At 69.4% G+C, this 21,939-nt stretch carries 22 protein-coding genes; 17 read left to right on the top strand and 5 right to left on the bottom strand.

Features of this window, described 5'->3' with window-relative positions:
* Nucleotides 1–1,164, top strand: a complete 1,164-nt coding sequence (locus LGM71_RS06485; RefSeq protein WP_226114321.1) for a DUF1501 domain-containing protein — start codon at nt 1–3, stop codon at nt 1,162–1,164.
* A 65-nt stretch (nt 1,165–1,229) separates the two neighbouring features.
* Nucleotides 1,230–1,448 (top strand): YXWGXW repeat-containing protein, encoded by a 219-nt coding sequence (locus LGM71_RS06480; protein ID WP_059600556.1) that lies wholly within the window; start codon nt 1,230–1,232, stop codon nt 1,446–1,448.
* A gap of 21 nt (nt 1,449–1,469) precedes the next feature.
* Here LGM71_RS06480 and LGM71_RS06475 read toward each other — a convergent pair whose 3' ends face one another.
* Together LGM71_RS06475 and LGM71_RS06470 are read right to left on the bottom strand one after the other, a co-directional pair.
* A complete protein-coding gene (locus tag LGM71_RS06475; protein WP_226114320.1) occupies nt 1,470–2,663 on the bottom strand; it encodes a tyrosine-type recombinase/integrase in 1,194 nt (397 codons plus the stop codon).
* A 164-nt stretch (nt 2,664–2,827) separates the two neighbouring features.
* On the bottom strand, nt 2,828–4,003 hold the full coding sequence (locus LGM71_RS06470) for a helix-turn-helix transcriptional regulator (RefSeq protein ID WP_226114319.1): 1,176 nt from the start codon (nt 4,001–4,003) through the stop codon (nt 2,828–2,830).
* Nucleotides 4,004–4,243: 240 nt separating this feature from the next.
* Here LGM71_RS06470 and LGM71_RS06465 point away from each other — a divergent pair, with 240 nt between their 5' ends.
* The gene (locus LGM71_RS06465; RefSeq protein WP_124903920.1) at nt 4,244–4,624 is read left to right on the top strand and encodes a DUF4377 domain-containing protein; all 381 of its coding nucleotides are present in this window, start codon (nt 4,244–4,246) and stop codon (nt 4,622–4,624) included.
* A 29-nt stretch (nt 4,625–4,653) separates the two neighbouring features.
* On the opposite strand, the gene LGM71_RS06460 is transcribed toward LGM71_RS06465, so the two are convergent.
* Together LGM71_RS06460 and LGM71_RS06455 are read right to left on the bottom strand one after the other, a co-directional pair.
* Nucleotides 4,654–6,042: a DHA2 family efflux MFS transporter permease subunit gene (locus tag LGM71_RS06460; protein WP_124903922.1), complete on the bottom strand. Its 1,389-nt coding sequence runs from the start codon at nt 6,040–6,042 to the stop codon at nt 4,654–4,656.
* Nucleotides 6,043–6,323: 281 nt separating this feature from the next.
* Nucleotides 6,324–6,674 (bottom strand): VOC family protein, encoded by a 351-nt coding sequence (locus tag LGM71_RS06455; RefSeq protein WP_057925050.1) that lies wholly within the window; start codon nt 6,672–6,674, stop codon nt 6,324–6,326.
* A 260-nt stretch (nt 6,675–6,934) separates the two neighbouring features.
* Here LGM71_RS06455 and LGM71_RS06450 point away from each other — a divergent pair, with 260 nt between their 5' ends.
* The 9 genes from LGM71_RS06450 to LGM71_RS06410 all read left to right on the top strand — a co-directional run bounded on the left by LGM71_RS06450 (nt 6,935) and on the right by LGM71_RS06410 (nt 16,899).
* Nucleotides 6,935–8,074, top strand: a complete 1,140-nt coding sequence (locus tag LGM71_RS06450) for an LLM class flavin-dependent oxidoreductase (protein ID WP_059600601.1) — start codon at nt 6,935–6,937, stop codon at nt 8,072–8,074.
* A 166-nt stretch (nt 8,075–8,240) separates the two neighbouring features.
* Nucleotides 8,241–9,434: an acyl-CoA dehydrogenase family protein gene (locus LGM71_RS06445; protein ID WP_059600552.1), complete on the top strand. Its 1,194-nt coding sequence runs from the start codon at nt 8,241–8,243 to the stop codon at nt 9,432–9,434.
* Nucleotides 9,435–9,444: 10 nt separating this feature from the next.
* Nucleotides 9,445–11,202: an FAD-binding protein gene (locus tag LGM71_RS06440; RefSeq protein WP_226114318.1), complete on the top strand. Its 1,758-nt coding sequence runs from the start codon at nt 9,445–9,447 to the stop codon at nt 11,200–11,202.
* On the top strand, nt 11,202–11,720 hold the full coding sequence (locus LGM71_RS06435) for a flavin reductase family protein (protein ID WP_059451250.1): 519 nt from the start codon (nt 11,202–11,204) through the stop codon (nt 11,718–11,720). Before LGM71_RS06440 ends, LGM71_RS06435 begins: the two co-directional genes overlap by 1 nt.
* 37 nt (nt 11,721–11,757) lie before the next feature.
* Nucleotides 11,758–11,949, top strand: a complete 192-nt coding sequence (locus LGM71_RS06430) for a hypothetical protein (protein ID WP_124903926.1) — start codon at nt 11,758–11,760, stop codon at nt 11,947–11,949.
* Nucleotides 11,950–11,959: 10 nt separating this feature from the next.
* The gene (locus LGM71_RS06425) at nt 11,960–13,009 is read left to right on the top strand and encodes a ferredoxin--NADP reductase (RefSeq protein WP_226114317.1); all 1,050 of its coding nucleotides are present in this window, start codon (nt 11,960–11,962) and stop codon (nt 13,007–13,009) included.
* A 46-nt stretch (nt 13,010–13,055) separates the two neighbouring features.
* Nucleotides 13,056–14,642, top strand: coding sequence for a FadD3 family acyl-CoA ligase (locus LGM71_RS06420; RefSeq protein WP_319000372.1), 1,587 nt, complete (start codon nt 13,056–13,058; stop codon nt 14,640–14,642).
* A 37-nt stretch (nt 14,643–14,679) separates the two neighbouring features.
* Nucleotides 14,680–15,453, top strand: a complete 774-nt coding sequence (locus LGM71_RS06415) for an SDR family NAD(P)-dependent oxidoreductase (protein WP_226114316.1) — start codon at nt 14,680–14,682, stop codon at nt 15,451–15,453.
* A gap of 792 nt (nt 15,454–16,245) precedes the next feature.
* Nucleotides 16,246–16,899 (top strand): hypothetical protein, encoded by a 654-nt coding sequence (locus tag LGM71_RS06410; protein WP_413226854.1) that lies wholly within the window; start codon nt 16,246–16,248, stop codon nt 16,897–16,899.
* 10 nt (nt 16,900–16,909) lie between these two features.
* Here the strand turns inward: LGM71_RS06410 and LGM71_RS06405 are convergent, their stop codons facing one another.
* Nucleotides 16,910–17,119 carry a hypothetical protein gene (locus tag LGM71_RS06405; RefSeq protein ID WP_226114314.1) on the bottom strand — a complete coding sequence of 70 codons (210 nt, stop codon included), beginning with the start codon at nt 17,117–17,119 and terminating at the stop codon, nt 16,910–16,912.
* Nucleotides 17,120–17,293: 174 nt separating this feature from the next.
* Between LGM71_RS06405 and LGM71_RS06400 the strand changes: the two genes are divergently transcribed.
* Genes LGM71_RS06400 through LGM71_RS06380 form a run of 5 tightly spaced genes read left to right on the top strand, consistent with a single transcriptional unit; the run spans nt 17,294 to nt 21,921 of the window.
* Nucleotides 17,294–18,190, top strand: a complete 897-nt coding sequence (locus LGM71_RS06400; protein ID WP_226114313.1) for a VOC family protein — start codon at nt 17,294–17,296, stop codon at nt 18,188–18,190.
* Nucleotides 18,191–18,199: 9 nt separating this feature from the next.
* The gene (locus LGM71_RS06395) at nt 18,200–19,093 is read left to right on the top strand and encodes a CoA transferase subunit A (RefSeq protein WP_124903938.1); all 894 of its coding nucleotides are present in this window, start codon (nt 18,200–18,202) and stop codon (nt 19,091–19,093) included.
* 10 nt (nt 19,094–19,103) lie between these two features.
* The gene (locus LGM71_RS06390; RefSeq protein ID WP_226114312.1) at nt 19,104–19,901 is read left to right on the top strand and encodes a CoA-transferase subunit beta; all 798 of its coding nucleotides are present in this window, start codon (nt 19,104–19,106) and stop codon (nt 19,899–19,901) included.
* 8 nt (nt 19,902–19,909) lie between these two features.
* Nucleotides 19,910–20,836 (top strand): enoyl-CoA hydratase, encoded by a 927-nt coding sequence (locus tag LGM71_RS06385; protein ID WP_226114311.1) that lies wholly within the window; start codon nt 19,910–19,912, stop codon nt 20,834–20,836.
* Nucleotides 20,833–21,921 (top strand): NAD(P)H-dependent flavin oxidoreductase, encoded by a 1,089-nt coding sequence (locus tag LGM71_RS06380; RefSeq protein WP_226114310.1) that lies wholly within the window; start codon nt 20,833–20,835, stop codon nt 21,919–21,921. The genes LGM71_RS06385 and LGM71_RS06380 overlap by 4 nt, the downstream gene beginning before the upstream one ends.
* The last annotated feature ends 18 nt before the right edge of the window (nt 21,922–21,939 follow it).

Raw genomic sequence — 21,939 nt, 5'->3', positions numbered from 1 at the left:
ATGGCCCGATCCCTGACTCGTCGACATTTCCTGAGCATCGCCGCGGCCGGCGCGGGCGCGATCCTCGTCGCGCCGCGCATCGTGTTCGCGAACGTCGAAACCGACCGGCGCTTCGTGTTCGTGATCCAGCGCGGCGCCGCCGACGGGTTGAACATCGTCGTCCCGTATGCCGAACCGGCGTATGCGTCGCTGCGCGGCCCGCTGGCGATCGACGTTGCGGCGGCGACACGCATCGACGGCATGTTCGCGCTTCATCCGGCGCTCGTGCAGACCGCGCAGATGTTTCGGGACAAGCAGGCGCTGTTCGTCCACGCGATTGCGTCGCCGTATCGCGACCGCTCGCATTTCGACGGCCAGAACGTGCTGGAGACGGGCGGGCGCGCGCCGTACCAGGTGAGGGACGGCTGGCTCAACCGGCTCGCCGCGATGTTGCCGGCGACGCGCGACCGCGCGATCGCGTTCGCGCCGACGGTGCCGCTCGCGTTGCGCGGCAGCGTGCAGGCCGCGTCGTATGCGGCGTCCGGTCTGCCGGCCGCGCCGGACGACCTGCTCGCGCGCGTATCGGCGCTTTACGAGGCCGACGCGCAGCTCGGGCCGCTGTGGCAGTCGGCGATGGCCGCGCGGGGCCTCGCCGGCGATGCGCATGCGCGCCAGGATCCGGCGGGCGTCGGCAAGCTTGCGGCGACGTTTCTCGCGCGCGACGACGGCCCGCGGATCGCGATGATCGAGACGGGCGGCTGGGACACGCACAGCGCGCAGAACGCGCGGCTCGCGAATCAGTTGAAGGCACTCGACACGATGCTCGCCGCATTGCGCGACGGACTCGGGCCGGTGTGGCAGCAGACCACGGTGCTCGTCGCGACCGAGTTCGGCCGCACGGCCGCCGCGAACGGCACGGGCGGCACCGATCACGGGCAGGCGTCGGTCGCGATGCTGGCGGGCGGGGCGGTCGCGGGCGGGCGCGTGATCGCCGAGTGGCCAGGCTTGCGGCCGGGCGACCTGTACGAAGGACGCGACCTGAAGCCGACCGCGTCGCTCGATGCGCTGATCGCGGGCGCGGCCGCCGAAAGCCTGCGGCTCGATCCCGGCCATACCGCGGCCACGTTGTTCGCGCAAAGCGGCGCGACGCGGCCGATGACGGGCCTCGTTCGCGGAACCGCATGACGCGCGGCATGCGCGCGCTCGCATCCGCCAGCCGATTACATATGACACAACAGGGAGAATCGACGATGAAGATCCGATCCGTATCGCTTGCCGTGTTGGCGACGACGAGTGCCGTGCTGATGTCCGCGTGCGTGGTGGAACCGGCGCGGCCGCCGCAGCCCGCGCCGGTCGTCGAGGTCGCGCCCCCGCCGCCGGCGCCCGGTTATCGCTGGGCGAAGGGCCATTACCGCTGGGCCGGCAATCACTGGGCGTGGGTGCCCGGACATTGGGTGGCCGTGTATTGAAGCGCGTGAACGGCGCGCCGCTCACCACCCGATGCGGTGCTTCTCCTCGGTTTCGCTGTGCCGCCAGTCGTCGTCCGCATGCAGATACTGGCTCGTCGTCGTCAGCGACACGTGCCCGAGGTTGTCGCGCACGAGCCGCAGATCGACGCGGCCATCGGCCATGTGCGAGCCGGCGCTGTGGCGCAGCCAGTGCGCGGATGCCTGTTCGAGCACGCGCGCCTGTTCTTCGCCAGCATTTCCTTGCGCACGCAACCGCTCGGCCGCGAACCGGAACACCTGCTTCACGATCCGGTGCAGCGCCGCGCGCGTGAGCGGCTTGTGCGTGCGACCGACCGGCAGCACGAGCGGCGTGGGTTCGCCGTCGGCCGGCAGCGCCGGCAGGCCATGCGCGCGCCGGTAGCGCGCGAGCTCGGCCATCATCTCGGCAGTGGCCGGCACGAGCCGCTGCCGGCCGCCTTTGCCGGTCACGTCGAGCCACCAGCGGTCGCGCCCGTTCGCATCGCGCCGCGCAAAGAATTGTCCCATCGTGGTGTCGGCTGCTTCGGTGATGCGCAGCCCGCCGAGATACAGCAGCGTGAATACCCAGCGCGCGCGATCCGCATGGAAGGCGGCGCGCGCGTCGTCGCGCGGCATCGCGGCGATCGCATCCTTGACCGCCTGCCACAGCGGCGGCCCAAGATGGCGCGTGACGCGCGGCGCGGGCCGTCGTTGCCGCTGCCGGGACAGCGCGAGCGGATTGCCGGCCAGGTAGCCGGCCTGCACGAGCCACGAGAACATCACGTTCAGGATGACCATCGCCTGCCGCTGGCTGGCCGCCGACAGCGGCCCGTAGAACGGCCGCCAGCGCGGGTCGCCGCGCGGATGCTTGCGGCCGCCGTTCGCGCACCACAGGTCGGCCGGCACGGGCGCGAGCAGGAACTGCCGGTAGCCGACGAGATCCTCGTGCGTGAGCGACGACAGCGGCTTGCCGCACGCGATGACGGCCCACAGCAGCAGGCGTTCGGCTTCCTTGCGGTAGTTCTGGAACGTGGTGGGCGTATCGACGAAGCGTGCGAGCCACGCGCGCACGGCGTCGAGATCATGCGTCGCGGCGATCTGAGGATGCGCGCTGGCCGAGCGATTGGTGCCCGCCCGTCCGTCGAGCGCGGCCGGCACGGTCAGCGTATCGATCGGCTGCGGCCGCAGCGCGACGCCGGACGGAACGGGTGAGGTCATGCGAAGAGGTGGCGCGGCTCGCCGGTGACCGGGCGGGCGCACGCGGCGCGACGAAGCGTACGAGGAAGCGTCGATGGTAATACACGATCGCCATGCGGTGAAGCCGACGTCGATCGCGCGTGTCTGGCCGGTGATGGAGCGCGTGGCGGACGAGCACGGTCACGTCACCCCAGCGACAACACGCTGTTCAGCAACGTCCGCACGAGCGTCGCCTGCCGCGTGACGCCCGTCTTCGAAAAGATCGCACGCAGGTGCGAGCGCGCGGTGTTCTTGCTGATGTCGAGCTCGTCGGCTGCCTCCTCGAGCGTCGACCCGTTGACGAGCGCGAGCGCCAGGGCGGTCTCGGCTGGCGTGAGGTCGAACAGCTTGCGCACGATGTCGTGCGACGCCTGCGACTTGCGTTCGGCATCGCGGATGAAGATGGCGCACACCGGCCGGCGCGGATTGTCCTCCGACCATTCGCTGAGCGGGACCGTGCGGATCAGCACGCCGAGCGGCGGCTTGCCGGACGGGCGCGACACGGCGATCGCCTGCGCGACCGTCGGCGCGCCGCCCGCGCGCTCCGCGACCACCTGCCGGATCAGCTTCTGCAGCTTGCGGTCCTCCAGCGGGTACGAGGCCTCGAGCGCCCCGCCGCGCACGCGCAGGCCGTCGCATTCCGCGAAGATCTCGTCCGCGACGGAGTTGGTCTTCATGATCGTGCCGCGCTCGTCGAGGATCGCGGTCGCGACGAGCATGCGGTCGATCGTGCTCGCGTACAGCATGCGCTCCGATTCGACCATCCCGAACTTCGCATGCAGTCGCACCGCGCGCTTCAGGTGCGGCAGCAACGCGTTGCAGACGGCCTTGTCGGTCACGGAGAACGCGTGGCCGTGATGCGAGCGGCACACGCGGAACCGGCATTCGATCCCGTCCGGCGTGCGCAGGTCCGCGCCCATCAGGTAGCCGACGTCGAACGGTTCGAGAAACTCGCGGTACATCGCGCTGCCGCGCCACACGCCGACGCCGGGCAACTCGTCGACGGTGACGACACGATCGCTCGGCAGGTTCACGAACGGATCGAGCGCGTAATAGTAGTTGTTGTACGACGCGACGCCCGGCAGCGGCGCGCCGTGCCCGGACGCATTGATCATCAGCCCCGCGTGACCGCCGGCGGGCCAGCGCAGGATCATCGTCACGTAGTTCGCGTCCAGATGCACGCGGATCCGTTCGAGGGCGCCGCCCCATGGCACGTCTTCCAGCGGGCCTTCGTAGATTGTCGCGAGCAGCGCGTCGAACTGCTCGAGCGTCAGGCTCGATCGGGCAAGGCTCGGGGGAAGGGCCGGGGGCGCCGTGGTCATCGGGGTTGTCTCCTGTTGCAGCGCCGGGTCGCGGTGCGCGGGGCGTGCGGGTGCGTGCACGGGCGTATCCGGACCGCCGACGGCGGCGCGCGGCGGCCTGCACCGGAATACGGTAGCGCGCCGGCGCACGCACGACATCCCACGAATGAGGGTGGCGGCATGCCGTTGTAAGCCATTCGTGAACTTTCCCGAAGCAGCGTTCGTCTAATCGGCCCGCCAATGCTTCCTGAGGAACACCCGATGATTCGCAAGACCAGAACGCTGCTCGGCGCGGCCGTGATCGCCGGCAGCATGCTGCTCGCCGGATGCCAGACTGGAGCGGCCGCGACGGACGCGCGCGCGGCTCGCCCGGCCGACGGCCGGCCCGTGACCAGGACCGTTTATGTCGCGCCGCAGGCGGCGCGCTGCACGGGCGTCGCGCCGATGGACTGCCTGCAGGTGCGCAGCAGCCCGGCGGAGCCGTGGAGCCTGTGGTACGCGGGTATCGAGGGTTTTGCGTACCAGCCGGGCTATCAATACGTGCTGGAAGTCGACGAATACCGCGTCGCGCAGCCGCCGGCCGACGGCTCGTCGATCCGCTGGGTGCTCAAGCGGGTCGTCGAGCGCCGCCAGGTGAACTGACGGCCGGTCGTGCCCGCCCGCGGCGCCGCTTACGCGGACTGCCGCGGCGCGACTGGCCTCGGCGGCGCGGCGGTATCGATGCGCCGGAACACGACGGACGACAGCAGCGTGACCGAGCCCATGCAGACGAACGACAGGATGAACCCGTTCGCCATCGAGCCCCAATGCGCGGCGAACAGGTTCACGAGCCCGCCGCCGATCGACACGCCGAGCCCCATCGCCAGCATCTGCATCATCGTAAACAGGCTGTTGCCGCTGCCGGCGTCGGCATGCGACAGGCCCTTCAGCGTCACGGCGTTCATCGCGGCGAACTGCATCGAGTTCGCGGCGCCGAACACGATCAGCAACGCAATCTCCAGTGCCGGCGCGGGCCGTGCCGAGACCAGCGCGAACCCCGCGATCGCGCAGCCGACGATCCCCGTGTTCACGACCAGGAACGTCGCATAGCCGAAGCGTGTCGCGAGCGGCGCGATCCAGCGCTTCGCGATCACGCCGGCGATCGCGGCCGGCAGCATCATCATCCCCGACTGGAGCGGCGTATAGCCGAGCTGCACCTGCATCAGCAGCGGCAGCATGAACGGCACGGCGCTCGTGCCGATCCGGCACAGCAGGTTGCCGAGCAGCCCCGAGCCGAAGTTCGGTTCGCGGAACAACCCGAGCCGGAACAGCGGCTGCGCGCGGCGCTGCGCATGGGGCAGGTACGCGAGCGCGCTCGCCATGCCCAGCACGGCGAGCCCGATCGCCCAGCCGGTGCGGTGCGCGGGCATTGGCGGATCGATCGCGAGCGACAGCGCGATCATCGCGACCGACAGCAGCGCACAGCCGACGAAGTCGAACGGCGGCGGCTGCATCGCCTGATCGTGCGGCAGGAAGCGCTGCACCGCGATGAAGCCCACCACGCCGACCGGCACGTTGACGATGAACACCCAGTGCCAGGAAATCGCCTGCGTGAGCCAGCCGCCGAGCGTCGGCCCGACGATCGGGCCGAGTTGTCCGGCGATCGACACGAACGCGATCGCCGCGACGTACCGTTCGCCCGGCACGCGGCGCAACACCGCGAGCCGACCGATCGGCAGCAGCATCGAGCCGCCGATGCCCTGCACGGCGCGCGCGACGACGAGCTGGCCGAGCGTGTGCGACGCCGCGCAGCCGATCGACGCGAGCGAGAACACCAAAATGGCGAGCGAGAACACGCGGCGCGTGCCGAACCGGTCGGCGAGCCAGCCGGACGCCGGCGTGAGCATCGCCATCGTCAGCGTGTAGACGACCACGACCGGCTGCATCGCGAGCGGCGAAGCATGCAGGCTTTGCGCGATCGACGGCAGCGCGGTGTTGACGATCGTCGTGTCGAGCGACTGCATGAAGAACGCGGCGGCGACGATCCACAGCAGCGCGGAGTGTGAGGGTTCGCGGGACATGACGAAACGGGAAGTGCGGCGACCGGCGCGGTGGCGACGTGACGGGCGACGCGGCCCGGCAGGCTCGCGTCGGCGCACGGCCGGTCTACGAACGTCCGATGGTACCGATTCCGGTGGCCATCGGGAAGCCGCGTTATGGCACTGACCGTCATCGACATCGCCGATGAAGAGGCGGGACGCTCGATCCCGCCCGGTTCATTACCCGACACCGGACGTTCCCGTGGCATCCGGCCGGGTTTCCGCCGGCCGTATCGCGTGGCATGCGCGCCACACGTGGCCGCTCACGCGGCGCGTTTCTGCGAAATCACCAGCAGCGCGCCGTTCCTGTCCTCCAGCACCGCGCGGTATTCGTGCGGCCCCGCCTGCACCGGCACGCGTACCGACGCGCCTGCCTTCACGACCCGCGCCATTGCCGCGTAAAGGTCGTCGTCCTCGTCCACGCGCAGCGTGAGCGCCGCGCGTTCGACGATCTGCTCGTCGCCGGCCACCAGCGCGATCGTCAGCGGGCCGCCGTCGAGTGCGCAATAGCGGTCGCCGTCCCGAAACTTCACGTTCAGGCCCAGCCCGTCGACGAACAGCGGCAAGGCCGTGTCGATGTCGTCGACCGGATACAGCAGCATCGATACCTTCATTCCCTCTCTCCCTCGTCTTGATGTTTACGGTCCGCACCGGGCCGTCATTCGATGCTAGCGCGCGGTGCCGGCCGCGACGCAGTCTGTTCGGATGACGGTGAAACCCCTCTGTCCCCGCAGGCATGCCGTTACTCCAAACAGACGATGCCTGTGCGGGCCCGCGCGCCGACACTCCCATCCGTGGACCGTCGCTATTCGTCCGTATCGTGCGGGCGGGCCGCACGACCCCGACTCGTCCAACATACATGGAGACGCACGCAATGAAGTTTTCCCTCATCTACGAAGCCCAGACCACCGACGCATCGCGCGAGGGCGACCACCGGGTATTCAAGGAGACGGTCGAACAGGCGCTGCTCGCCGAGCAGGTCGGCTTCGACACGATCTGGTGCGTGGAGCACACGTCGCTGACCAACTATGCGCACATGAGCGCGCCGGAAACCTTCCTTGCTTACCTGGCCGGCCGCACGACGCGCATCGGCCTCGGCCACGGCGTCGTGTGCCTGCCGCCGGCGATGAACCATCCGATCAAGGTCGCCGAGCGCGTCGCGCTACTCGACATCCTGTCGGGCGGCCGCGTGCACTTCGGCGTCGGCAAGGGCGGCAGCCAGCAGGAAGCCGGTGCGTTCGGCTACGACCTCAACGAACTGCAGCCGATGATCGACGAGTCGATGTACCTGGTGCCGAAGATGTTCGTGCAGGACGAGATCGAGCACGACGGCACGTACATCAAGATCCCGAAGCGCCCGATCCACCCGAAGCCGTTCCAGGATCCGCACCCGCCGATGTACCTCGCGTGCACGAATACCGACGCGCTGCTGCGTGCCGGCCAGCGCGGGATGGGCGCGCTGGTGCTCGGTTTCGGCGGCCCCGACGAAGTCGCGAAGAAGAACGCGGTGTACCGCGAAGCGTGGGCGAACCGCAAGCCGGAAGACCAGGTCGGCTTCCGCCCGACCCAGCACCTCGCGGCGCTGTGCCCGACGGTCGTGATGGCCGACGGCCAGGCCGCCCGCAAGATCGGCATCCGCGGCCAGCGTTACTTCATGGAGTCGCTCGCGTACTGGTACACGGGCGGCGAGCGTCCGGACCCGGCGAAGTGGGGCGACGACCTCGTGCAGGCCGACACCGGAGAGATGGTGATCCGCTCGCGCTTCGCGTCGGAGGAAGTCGTCGTGAACTTCGCCGACCCGGCGCTCGCGATGATGAACCCGAACCACGCATACGGCACGGTGGACGACTGCATCGGCTATGTCGGCCGCCTGCAGGAAGCCGGCGTCGACGAGGTGCTGTTCCTGTGCCAGATGGGCACGGTGCCGCACGAAGCGCAGATGGAGACGATCCGCAACATCGGCGAGCACGTGATCCCGTTCTTCAACAAGGAAAAGGAGCGCGCCTGCGCGTAAGGCGGGGCGGGCCGCGCCCGTCGTCCCTTCGGACGATGCGGCGCGGCCGCGCGAGCCCGACCATCGTCGGCAGGAGCCCTGGCTCGCGGCGCCGGCCGCGACGAACCACTTAGAGAGAGACCGGGATGAGCGCCGCCGCGCGCGCCCCGTATCACAGGAGACATTCGTGCACCGCGACAACGATTCGAACGCACTGGCCACCACGCTGATCGCCCGGGCCGAGGCCCTGGCGCCGACGCTGGCCGGCCGCGCCGCGCAGGCGGAAGCGCAGGGCCGCATCCCGGCCGAGACGATCGCCGACATGCAGGCCGCCGGCTTCTTCAAGGTGCTGCAGCCGAAGCGCTACGGCGGCTACGAGCTCGATCCGCAAGCCTTCTTCGACATCCAGATGGCGCTCGCGCGCGGCTGCATGTCGACGGCATGGGTATACGGCGTCGTCGGCGTGCACAACTGGCAGCTCGCGCTGTTCGACGAACGCGCGCAGCAGGACGTGTGGGGCAAGGATCCCGCGACGCTGATCGCGTCGACCTACATGCCGGTCGGCCGCGTGACGCCGGTCGAAGGCGGCTTCCGACTGTCCGGCCACTGGAAGTTCTCGAGCGGCAGCGAACTGTGCGAATGGGTGTTCCTCGGCGCGCTGGTGCCGCCGGCCGAAGCCGGCCAGCCGCCGGAATACCGCACGTTCCTGCTGCCGAAATCCGATTACCGGATCCAGCAGGACTGGGACGTGCTCGGCCTGCGCGCGACCGGCAGCCACGACATCGTCGTCGACGACGCATTCGTGCCCGCTTACCGCACGCACAAGGCGCTCGACGGGATGATGGGCACGAGCCCGGGCCTGGCCGTCAACGACGCGCCGTTGTTCAAGCTGCCGTTCGCGCAGATCTTCGTGCGTGCGGTATGCACGTCGTGCATCGGCGCGCTGCAGGGCGCGCTCGACGATTTCACCGGCTATGCGGCCACGCGCGTGTCGGCCAACAGCGGCGCGAAGACGACCGACGATCCGGGTGCGCAGAACGCGTGCGCGAACGCGGCCGTCGCGATCGACGAGATGAAGGTGCTGCTCAAGCGCAATTTCGCAGAACTGATGGCATCGGTGACGGGCGGCCCGGCCGTGTCGATCGAGCGTCGCGTGCATTTCCGCTACCAGTCCGCGCAGGTCGCCGAGCGCTGCGCGCAGGCCGCGAACGCGCTACTGCGCTACGCGGGCGGCAACGGCATCTATCACCGCAATCCGCTGGTGCGCCGCTTCCTCGACCTGCACGCGGCCCGCGCGCACTACGCGAACAACGTGGACCGCTTCGGCCAGAACCTCGGCGCCGTGATGCTCGGCCGCGAGAACACGGACTACTTCATCTGACGAGGTCGCGATGAACGACACGCAAGCGCAGCAATACGTGTTCGACGTCGTGGTCGTCGGCTCCGGCGCGGGCGCACTGCTCGCGGCATGCCGCGCGGCCGACCGCGGGCTGTCCGCCGTCGTGATCGAGAAGACGGCGCTGTACGGCGGCACGTCGGCGATCTCCGGCGGCGGCATCTGGATCCCGTGCAACCACCATATCGCGGAACTCGGCGTGACCGATACGCGCGAGGCCGCGCGCCGCTATCTCGATGCGTGCACGGCCGGCGCGTCGTCGCGCGAGCGGCTCGACGCGTATCTCGACCAGGCGCCCGAGATGTTGCGTTACCTCGAAACGAAAACGCCGGTGCGCTACCAGGCGCTGCCGAAGTACGCGGACTATTTCCAGAAGCTGCCGGGCGCGATGCCGGGCTATCGCGCGCTCGATCCGCTGCCGTTCGACGGTGCGCTGCTCGGCGACGAACTCGACCGGCTGCGTCCGCCTTCGCCCGGCACGCTGATCGGCGGCCGTGTGGCCGTGACGTCGAAGGAGGCGCACACGCTGTTCTCGCGCGGGCCGGGCTTCATGAAGCTCGCGATCGCGCAATTCGGCCGGTACTGGCTCGATTTCGGCGTGCGCCGCCGCACGCGGCGCGACCGGCGCCTGACACTGGGCAATGCATTGATCGGCGGGCTGCGCCGCGCGCTGCTCGACCGCAACGTGCCCGTGTGGCTCGACACGCCGATGCGCGACCTGCTCGAGGTCGACGGCCGCGTGACGGGCGTGCGCGTGCAGCGCTTCGGGCAGCCGGTGACGATCGTCGCGCGGCGCGGCGTGATCCTCGGCGCGGGCGGTTTCGAGCGCAACCAGCCGATGCGCGAACGCTACCTGCCGCAACCGACGCAGATGCAATGGAGCGCGACGCCGCCGGCCAACACCGGCGACGCGATCGCCGAAGGCCATCGGCTCGGCGGCGCGCTCGCGCTGATGGAACACGTATGGGGCGCGCCGACGGTCGGCGTCGCGGGCGAGGAGAAGCAGCGTGCGCTGTTCGTCGAACGCAACCTGCCGGGCTGCGTGATCGTCAACGGCCTCGGCAAGCGCTTCGTCAACGAGGCCGCGCCGTATTCCGAATTCGTGCCGGCGATGTATCGCGACCATGCGCGCACCGGCGCGTGCGTGCCGGCGTGGATGGTGTTCGACGCGCGCTTTCGCCGCAAGTATCCGTGCGGTCCGATCATGCCGGCACCGATGATGCCCGATTCGCGCATTCCGGACGCGTTTCGCGACGTGCTCGTGAAGGCCGACACGATCGATGCGCTCGCCGGGCGGATCGGCGTCGACGCGGCCGGGCTGAGCGACACGCTGCGCGACATGGCGCGTTACGCGGCAACCGGTATCGACGAAGCGTTCGGCAAGGGCGACAACCTGTTCGACACGTACTACGGCGATCCGAGAAACCAGCCGAATCCGTGTCTCGGCCCGGTCGACGAGGCGCCGTTCTATGCGGTGCGGATCGACGCGGGCGACATCGGCACGAAGGGCGGGCTCGTCACCGACGGGCACGCGCGCGTGCTGCGCGCCGACGGCGCGCCGGTCGACGGCCTGTACGCGATCGGCAACACCAGTGCATCGGTAATGGGCGCGAGCTACCCCGGCGCGGGCTCGACGCTCGGTCCGGCGATGACCTTCGGATTCATCGCCGCCGACCACCTGGCCGCGCAGGCGGCCGACGCCGGCGGATGGTCAGACCGGCCGTCCACGACTGAACTTGACGGAGTCCAATGATGAGCGATCTCACTACCCACCCGCTGCGCACCGACATGCTGCTGGCGATGCGCCGCCTCGCGCGCTCCGTCACGGTCATCAGCAGTGCGCACGACGGCCGGCGCTACTCGATGTCCGCAACGGCGGTCGATTCGCTGTCGACCGATCCGCCGTCGCTGCTGATCTGCATCAACCGCAATGCGTCGCTGTATCCGCCGCTCGACGCGGGCGCGCCGTTCTGCGTGAACGTGCTGTCGGCACGCCACGAAGGCATCGCGATCGACTGCAGCGGCCGCCTGAAGGGCGAGGCGCGCTTCACGACGGGCGAGTGGCGCACGTCACCGCTCGGCGTCCCGTATCTGCACGATTCGCAGGCGAGCCTCGTGTGCGAGCAGGACGGCCGTTTCGAATACGGCACGCATACGGTGTTCATCGGGCGAATCCGCGAAGTGCTGATGAGTGGCGACGTCGATCCGCTCGTCTATCTCGACGGCGCGTATACGACGCCCGGCGCGCCCGCGAACCGCGCGGCCGCGTGACGGCCGCGCGCCTGACCGCATCGGAAAGAGACGACTCATGACACGCAGACTGAACCGCAATATCGCGAACGGTGCGGACACAACGATCATGCGAGCGCTTGTGCTGTTGATCGGTGCTGCGGCAACGCAGGTGCTCAATGCGTTCGCATGTATCGCACCGGCGCTCGCGTCGAACCCGGCACGGGTCCGCACGAGCGAAACCGGCCGGCATGCCGCCGGTGCGGCATGAGGAGCCGGCGATGAGCGATTCCCGTTTTCACCGGCTGACCGTTGCCGACGTCATTGCCGAAAGCGACGACGCATGCTCGTTCGTGTTCGACGTGCCCGCCGCGTTGCGCGATGCGTTCGCATACCGGTCCGGCCAGTTCCTGACGCTGCACGTGCCGTGTGCCGACGCGACCGTCGCGCGCTGCTATTCGCTGTCGAGCGCGCCGGGTATCGATGCGGCACCGAAGATCACCGTCAAGCGCGTGCGCGACGGTCGCGCGTCGAACTGGCTGTGCGACCACATCCGTGCGGGTGATGCGCTCGACGTGCTGCCGCCGGCCGGCGTCTTCACGCCGCGCACGCTCGACGGCGACCTGCTGCTGTTCGCGGGTGGCAGCGGCATCACGCCGGTGCTGTCGATCCTGAAATCGGCGCTCGTGCACGGCCGCGGGATGCTGACGCTGATCTATGCGAACCGCGACGAGCGCTCGGTGATCTTCCGCGACGAACTGCAGCAGCTCGCGCACCGCCACCCGGGGCGCCTGCGCGTGATCCACTGGCTCGACAGCGTGCAGGGCGTGCCGCAGCAGCGGCATCTCGAGGAACTCGCGCGGCCGTTCAGCCAGCAGGAAACGTTCATCTGCGGGCCGGCGATGTTCATGGAGAATGCGCTCTCCGCGATGCTCGGCCTCGGGCTGCCGCGTGCGCGCGTGCATGTCGAGCGCTTCGCGTCGCTGCCCGATGCGTCGGCGCAGGCCGATCCGGTGGCATCGTCCGCAACGACCGCTGCGGCTGACTCCGGCGATGGCGCGGCGATCGAGACCGTGCTCGACGGCGAGGCGTTCGCGTTCGACAGCGCGCCCGGCGAAACACTGCTTGACGCAATGCTGCGCGCCGGGCTGCCCGCGCCGAATTCCTGCCGGATGGGGCAGTGCGGCGCATGCATGTGCCGGGTCGAACGCGGGGCAGTGGCGCTTGACGGCAACCACGTGCTCGACGACGACGAGATCGCGGCCGGCTGGACGCTCGCCTGCCGCGCGCGGCCCGCGAGCGACGCGCTGCGCGTGGTGTTCCCCGATTGAGCCGTGGCGCGCCGGCGGCGCGCGCGGCAACCCTGTTGCGATGCCTATGACGATGGACAACGAAATCCTCACCACGCCCGCGCTGATCGCGCGGGCTGCCGCGCGCCACGGCGCGCATCCGGCGATCGAGTCGGAACACGGCCGGCTGACCTATGCGGAACTCGATGCGGCGCGTCTCGAAGCGGCGCGCGCGCTGCTCGCGAGCGGCATCGACGCCGGCGACCGGATCGCCGTTTGGGCGCCGAACCTGCCGCAATGGATCGTCGCGGCGCTGGCGATCCACACCGTCGGCGCGATTCTCGTGCCGGTCAACACGCGGATGAAGGGCATGGAGGTGGGCGGCATCCTGCACGACGGCGGCGCGCGGCTGCTGTTCTGCTGCGGCACCTTCCTCGGCGAATCCTATCCGGCGATGCTCGCGCCGCACCGGCCCGCGACGCTCGAACGCGTCGTCGTGTTCGACGGCGACCCGCCGTCCGGCTCGCGCGACGAAACCTGGAACGCGTTCCTCGCACGCGGCGCGGCGGTACCGCTCGCCGCCGTGCGCGAGCGCGAGGCGCAGGTGACACCGGATACCGTGATGGACCTGATGTTCACGTCCGGCACGACGGGCCGCCCGAAGGGCGTGATGACGGCGCACGGACAGAACCTGCGGGCCGCGCAGGCGTGGGCCACGATCGCCGGCGTGCACCAGGACGACCGCTACCTGATCGTCAATCCGTTTTTCCATACGTTCGGCTACAAGGCGGGCTGGCTCGCCGCACTGTCGAGCGGTGCGACCGTGCTGCCGCATCTTGTGTTCCAGCCCGCCGACGTCTTGCGGCGCATCGCCGACGAACGCGTGTCGGTGCTGCCCGGCCCGCCGACGCTGTACTACGCGCTGCTCGATGCGCCCGATCGCGCGACGCGCGACCTGTCGTCGCTGCGGATCGCGGTGACGGGCGCGGCCACGATCGCCCCGAGCCTGATCGAGCGGATGCGCGCGGAGCTCGGCTTCGAGACCGTGCTGACCGGCTACGGGCTGACCGAATCGTGCGGGTTCGCGACGCTGTGCCGTCATGGCGACGACGCGCAGACGGTCGCCTGCACGTCGGGCCGGCCGATGCCGGGCGTCGAGTTGCGTATCGCGGGGCAGGACGGCGCGGCGCTCGGGCCAGACGAGACCGGCGAGATCTGGGTGCGCGGCTACAACGTGATGCGCGGCTACTTCAACCAGCCGGACGCGACGCGCGAAACCGTCGACGCGGACGGCTGGCTGCATACCGGCGACCTCGGCTGCGTCGACGCGAACGGCAACCTGAAGATCACCGACCGGATCAAGGACATGTTCATCGTCGGCGGCTTCAACTGCTATCCGGCCGAGATCGAGCGGCTGCTGGCCGCGCACCCGGCGATCGCGCAGGTTGCGCTGGTCGGCGTGCCCGATACGCGGCTCGGCGAAGTCGGGCATGCGTACGTCGTGCTGCGCCCCGGCGCGCACACCGACGCAGCCGCGCTGAACGACTGGGCGCGCAGCAACATGGCGAACTACAAGGTGCCGCGGCACTTCACGTTCGTCGAGCAACTACCGACGAGCGCGGCCGGCAAGGTGCTGAAGTACCGGCTGCGCGCGGGCACCGAAGCGGCGGCCTGACTGCCGGCGCGCGATACGTCACCAACGGGATGAACGCATGAACGACACGGGATTTCCACAGGGCGCGGTGCTCATGTTCGGCGGCAGCGGCGGGATCGGGCAGGGCGTCGCGCTCGAATTCGCGCGCGCCGGCGTGCCGGTTGCGCTCGGTTATCGCAGCAAGGCCGACGTGGCCGAGCGGGTCGCGCGCGACCTGCGCGGCACGGGTGTCGCGGCCACCACGCATTGCGTGGACGTGACCGATCCCGCGCAGATCGATGCGGCGCTCGCGGCAGCGATCGACGCGCACGGCCGCGTGCACACGATCGTGTGGGCGGCCGGTCCGTTCGTGAACCAGCGCCGAATCGGCGACATGACGCACGACGACTGGCGGCGCGCGATCGAGGTCGAGACCGTCGGCTTCTTCAACGCGGCGAAGGCCGTGTTGCCGCATTTCCGCGCGTCGGGCGGCGGGTCGTTCGTGACGCTCGGCTCGGCCGGGCATCTGCGCTGGCCGGATCGCGATGGATTGTCGGTCGCGCCGAAGGCGGCGAACGAGGCGCTCGTGAGAGGGCTCGCGCGCGAGGAGGGCCGTCACGAGATTCGCGCGAATTCGATCCTGGTCGGCGTGATTGAGGCGGGGATGTTTCCGGTGCTGCTCGAACAAGGGCAGTTCGACCAGGCATGGATCGACGAGACGCAGAAAATGCTCGCGCTCAAGCGCTGGGGCAAGGCGCACGATATCGGGCGCGCGGCGGTGTTTCTCGCGTCGGACCGCGCGAACTACATCACGGGGCAGCAGTTGAACGTGTCAGGCGGGTACGGGTTGTAGCGGATGCACGGGGCCCGCTCGGACGAGCGGCTCGGTAGACGAACGCGTCAGTTGCTCCCGGCGCCGGATCTGCATACCGCCGGCGAACGGGATCGTCGGCCCACATTGCATGTATCGATGCGTATGAACGGCCATCCCACCAGCGACTGGTTGCGCACGCATCGTCCTCGGTATTCACCCTGACCCGTATCGCGCGATTTCGCATCGCAGACCATGAGCGGTTCGCGCGAGGTCACGTTGATGAAACATTTTCTTCCGTGCGTGGCGTCACACGCGCTTGCCGGCCGTTGCAACTTCGCGTGCGCCGACGGCCGCGCACGCTTTCCCGGCGCGCGTCGCGACGCCCGATGCGTTGCTTCCCGGCATCGGGCACGGCGCTGACGCGCCGAAAACAGATGCGCTCCTGAAACATTTCCGTCGATTTCCCCCCGCGCAACCCCGGACGCCAGGCCGCGACGCTTGTCCCGCGCCGGTCCGCGCCGCATGGCACACGCCTTGCGGTTAGGTCGGGGCCGCTCGACACAACCGCGACCGATGGCAACGACGAATCGCGGGAGCGGCAAGCAATGACATCGAAATATCGGGGATCGGATCGCGCCGCAGGATGGTGGCCGGTCGTGTCGGACGCGCAATGCGTCGTATCGGCGACACGAACGGACACCGCACGCGTGATCCGTCAAATAGCAAGCTTGCTTGCGAGATGTCGTGCCGGGGGGCCCGCTGCGCGTGGCGGCATGCGCTGCACGCGGCGGGTCGGCGCGCCCGGCACATGTCGGGGAGACGCCCGTGAAAATGACAATGAACCAATGGGCTGCGCTGGCGATGGTGTTCGCGGCTGGCGCGCACGCGCAGGAAATCTACCTGCAGGGCGGCACGCAAGGCGTCGGCATCGGCGCGGCCGTGAGCTTCAACTCCGTGCTGGGCGCACACGCGGATTTCAATGCGATCAATCTGACGCATGACTTCACCGTGGCCGGCAATCGCTATCAGGACGACATCAAGCTGCGGCAAGGCGGCCTGTATGCGGACATCTTTCCATGGCGCGGCAGCGGTTTTCGCGCGACGATCGGATTGCGCTTTACCGACGACGAAATCCGCGGCGTGTCGGTGCCCACCAACGGCACCTACGTCTTCGCCGGCAAGCGCTACCCGGCGCTGCCCGGGATGTACGCGGTCGCGGAGGCGCGCTATCCGACCGTGATGCCGTATGTCGGGATCGGCTACGGGCATCGGCCGGCGTCGAAAGGGCTCGGCTTCGTCGCCGATCTGGGTGTCGCATACGGGATCCCGCGCTCCTCTTACACGCTGTCGCCGGAACTCGCCGCCGCCGCCGGGCCGCAGAAGAGCCAGATCCTGACCTCCAGCGGCCTCGACGAACTGAACCGGATGATGTCGCGATATCGGTGGTATCCGGTCCTGCAGATCGGGATCTCGTATCGCTTCTGAGCCGGACGTGCTACTGGATGCGAATCAGCGCGGCGCTCACCGGCGCGACCCTCACGGCCACCTGCTGTTTCGCGACGGCAAGCGTCTGCTGCGGCGTGCCGTTCCATGCGCCATTCAGCGCGACCGCCTGCCCGCCGAACGTGATCGGTGTTCCGCCGTTGTAGATGCCCGGATTGGCGAGCTGGACACCCGTTGCGTCACCTGACGAAGCGAGCGTCATCACTGCAATGTCGTTTGCGGCGCCGCAGCAACGCGGCATCGTTTCGCTGCGCGCACCCGCCGCGCCACGCTCTCTCTCCCCGTAGGCTCTCGTCCCAACAGACGATGTGACGCCATCCCCGACCGGCCAGAATCCTTTCACGAACAACGGAATCTGAACCTGGAGGAGGCCGACATGATCGATGTCCGTGCGCTCGGCTACGTCGTGGTCGAGGCGACCCGCGTCGATGCGTGGCGCCGCTACGCGGAAGACGTGCTGGGCATGCAGGCGCTCGACGCACCCGACGGCGCGCTGTACCTGAAGATGGACGAGCGCGATTTCCGCTACGTGATCGTCCCCGGCACAACCGACCGCTATTTCGCGTCGGGCTGGGAGCTGGCCGACGGCGTCGCGTTCGACACCGCGCTCGCTGCATTGCAGCGCGCGGGCGTCGAAGCCGTGCGCGCCACGCGCGACGAGGCCGCGCTGCGCCGAGTGCAGGCCATGGCGTGGTGTACCGACCCGTCCGGCAACCGCCACGAGCTGTACTGGGGCGCGCGCTGCGACTTCCGCCGCTTCGTGTCGCCGCTCGGCGTCGCGCGCTTCGTCACCGGCGACATGGGGCTCGGCCACGCGGTACTGCCCGCGCCGCAGTTCGACGCGACCGACGCATTCGTGCGCGGCGTGCTTGGCTTCGAGCTGTCCGACATCTACCGCGTGAAGTTCACGCCGGACCCCGCCGAACCCGAGAAGCGCATTCACTTCATGCACTGCCGCAACGCACGCCATCACAGCCTCGCGCTGTTCGAGATGGCCGTGCCGTCGGGCTGCGTGCACGTGATGGCCGAAGTCGACTCGATGGACGAAGTCGGCCGCGCGCTCGATCGGGTCGCCGCGCACGACGTGAAGATGTCGGCGACGCTCGGCCGGCACTGCAACGACCAGATGATCTCGTTCTACATGAAGACCCCCGGCGGCTTCGATCTCGAATACGGCTTCGGCGGCCTCACGGTCGACTGGTCGACGCACGCGGTGTTCGAGGCCACCAAGGTGAGCCAGTGGGGCCACGATTTCAGCATCGGATACCGGTAAGCCAGCACGATGACGATGAAACCTCTCGACAAGACGATGTCCGCGCGCGACGTGGTCGCGCAACTCGCCGACGGCATGACCATCGGCATCGGCGGATGGGGGCCGCGGCGCAAGCCGATGGCGCTGGTGCGCGAGATCGCGCGCTCGAACCTGAAGGACCTGACGGTCGTCGCCTACGGCGGCGCCGACGTCGGGCTGCTGTGCGCGGCGGGCAAGGTGCGCAAGGTGGTGTTCGGCTTCGTGTCGCTCGACGTGATCCCGCTCGAACCGCATTTTCGCCGTGCCCGTGAACACGGCCGTATCGACGTGCTCGAACTCGACGAAGGGATGCTGCAGCTCGGCCTGCGCGCGGCCGCCGCGCGCCTGCCGTTCCTGCCGACACGCGCCGGGCTCGGCACCGCACTGCTCGATCACGCGCCGCAACTGCGCACGGTCAAGTCGCCGTACGACGACGGCGAGACGCTGCTCGCGATGCCGGCACTCGAACTCGACGTCGCGCTGCTGCACGTGAACGCGGCCGACCGGATGGGCAACACGCGCATCGACGGCCCCGATCCGTTCTTCGACGCGTGGATGGCGCGCGCCGCGCAGCGCTGCTACGTGTCGGCGGAAACGGTCGACGCGTCGCTCGCGACCGAAGACCTCGATGCCGCGAAACGCAACCCGTTCGAGCGCTCGCTCGTCACCGGCGTCGTGCATGCGCCGGGCGGCGCGCACCCGACGTCGTGCGGGCCGGCCTACGGCTGGGACCTGCCGCACCTGCGCGCGTACTGCGCGAGCGCGGAAGACGATGCGAAAACGGCGGCGTACCTGCGCGACGTGGTCGGCCAGGACGAGCGCCAGTATCTCGAAGGCGTCGGCGGCCTGCCGCATGTGACGACGCTGCCGTTGCCGATTCTGTAAAGGAGCGCCTGTGAGCGAATCTCTCGACCATTCCCTCGCGGAACTGATGATCGTCGCGTCCGCGCGACTCTGGCGCGACGACGGCGAAGTGCTGGCGACCGGCATCGGCACGGGTCCGCGGCTCGCGGCCGGCCTCGCGCGGCTCGCCTACAACAACGGTCTGATGCTGACCGACGGCGAGGCGTATCTCGTCGAGGAGCCGGTCCCGCTCGGCCCGCGCCCCGACGGCCATCGCGTGAAGGCGAGCGGCTGGATGACCTACGAACGCGTATTCGACTGCCTGTGGCACGGCCGCCGCCACGCGCTGGTGATGCCGACGCAGATCGACCGCTTCGGCCAGGCGAACATCTCGTGGCTCGGCGACGACTACGCGCGTCCGAAGACGCAGCTGCTCGGCGCGCGCGGCTTCCCCGGCAACTCGACGAATCACGCGAATTCATTCTTCGTCAGCGGCCACGGCAAGCGCACGTTCGTCGAAGGCGAAGTCGACATGGTCTGCACGGTCGGCTACAACCCGGCGCGCCGGCTGCCCGGCATGAAGACCTTCGTCGACCTGCGCAGCATCGTCACCGACCTGTGCGTGATGGATTTCGGCGGCCCCGATCACGCGATCCGCGTGCGTTCGCTGCATCCGGGCGTGAGTTTCGACGAGGTGCAGGATGCGACCGGTTTCCCGCTGGTCGCCGCACCGGAACTCGGCACGACGGCCGCGCCGAGCGCGGAAGACCTGCGCATCATGCGTGCGCTCGACCCTCACAACCTGCGCGCGACGATCGTGCGCAACAATCCGGCGCCGCGCCGCGGATGAGGTCCGACATGGAAGCGACCCAGATGACGTTCGGCGAAGGTGTCGTCGACTACGCGGTCGAGGACGGCATCGCGACGATCACGATGAACCGCCCGGAGTATCACAACGCGCAGAACTCGAAGATGACGTATGCGCTCGACGCGGCGTTCCGGCGCGCGTCGCACGACGACGCCGTGAAGGCGATCGTGCTCGCGGGCGCCGGAAAGCATTTCTCGGCGGGCCACGACATCGGCACGCCGGGCCGCGACATTCACGAGTCGTTCGACCGCGCGTCGCTGTGGTACGACCACGTCGACAAGGAGGGCGGCGAATTCCTCTATGCGCGCGAACAGGAGGTGTACCTCGGAATGTGCCGGCGCTGGCGCGACCTGCCGAAGCCGACCATCGCGATGGTGCACGGCGCGTGCATCGCGGGCGGGCTGATGCTCGCGTGGGTATGCGACCTGATCGTCGCGTCGGAGGACGCGTTCTTCGCGGATCCGGTCGTGCGGATGGGCATTCCGGGCGTCGAGTATTTCGCACATGCGTACGAACTGAACCCGCGCATCGCGAAGGAATTCCTGTTCCTCGGCGAGCGGATGCCGGCCGAGCGTGCGTACCAGATGGGCATGGTCAATCGCGTGGTGCCGCGCGAGCGGCTGCGCGACGCGACTTACGCGATCGCCGCGAAGATCGCGACGATGCCGCGTCTCGGCCTCGCGCTGACCAAGCAGGCGCTGAACCACGTCGAGGAATTGCAGGGCAAGCGCGCGGCGATGGATGCGGCCTTTGCATGGCATCACTTCGCGCATGCGCACAACGAGCTCGTCAGCGGCGACCGCCTCGGCGGCTACGACGCGCGCAAGATGGCCAGCTCGCAGCGCAGGCCGGCGGAGGCGGACGGCGAAGGACGGACCGATGCGGCACCGGCCGCCGTCAACGGAGCCGCGGCATGAGCACGACGCTGCATACCCCGTTATGCGATCTGCTCGGCTGCCGCTACCCGATCGTGCAGACCGCGATGGGCTGGGTGGCAGATGCACGGCTCGTCGCGGCGACCGCCAACGCCGGCGGCTTCGGCTTCCTGGCCGGCGCGACGCTGGAACCGGAGCAGGTCGAGGCCGAGATCCTGAAGGTGAAGTCGCTGACCGACAAGCCGTTCGGCATCAACTTCCACATGTTCCAGAAGAACGCCGTGCAGGTGGTCGATCTCGCGATCAAGCACCGGCTGCGCGCGGTCAGCTACGGCCGCGGGCCGGACGCGAAGACGATCCGCCGCTTCAAGGACGCCGGCATCGTCTGCATGCCGACCGTCGGCGCGCCGAAGCACGCGGCGAAGGCGGTCGAGCTCGGCGCGGACGTCGTGACGGTGCAGGGCGCGGAAGGCGGCGGCCACACGGGCTCGGTGCCGACCACGCTGCTGCTGCCGAAGGTGCTCGACGCGGTGCGCGTGCCGGTGGTCGCGGCCGGCGGGTTCTTCGACGGGCGCGGGCTGGCTGCCGCGCTCGCGTACGGCGCGGCCGGCATCGCGATGGGCACGCGCTTCCTGATGAGCGCCGAATCGCCGGTGCCGCGCGCGACGCTCGACCGGTACGTCGCGGTCGGCGACCCGGCGCGGATCCGCGTGTCGGACGCGCTCGACGGGCTGCCGCAACGCATGATCGACAACCCGTATCTGCTGAAGCTCGAGCGCTTCGGCCCGCTGCGCCGCACGCTGTACGCGCTGAAGACGGCCGAAGCCTGGCGCCGTCAGAACGGGCTGCGCACGACCGACATGCTGGGCCTCGCGATCAAGGCGCTGCGCTCGCACGACTACACGGCGAGCCAGACGCTGATGGCCGCGAACGCGCCGTTCCTGATTCAGCGCGCGATCGTCGAGGGGCGGCCGGACGAGGGCGTGCTGCCGAGCGGCCAGGCGGCCGCGATGATCGGCGCGATCGAATCGTGCGACGCGCTGATCGCGCGGATCGTCGCGGAAGCCGGCGAGCGGCTCGACGCGCTGGCCGCGTTGCGCGGCGCGACGGCGACCCACGCGGCTTGAAAGACATCACAGGGAGGC

It is taken from the genome of Burkholderia sp. AU33545 (assembly GCF_020419685.1).
Classification (GTDB): domain Bacteria; phylum Pseudomonadota; class Gammaproteobacteria; order Burkholderiales; family Burkholderiaceae; genus Burkholderia; species Burkholderia diffusa.
Note: the sequence above shows the minus strand (reverse complement) of the source record. Positions and strands in the feature narration are given on the sequence as shown.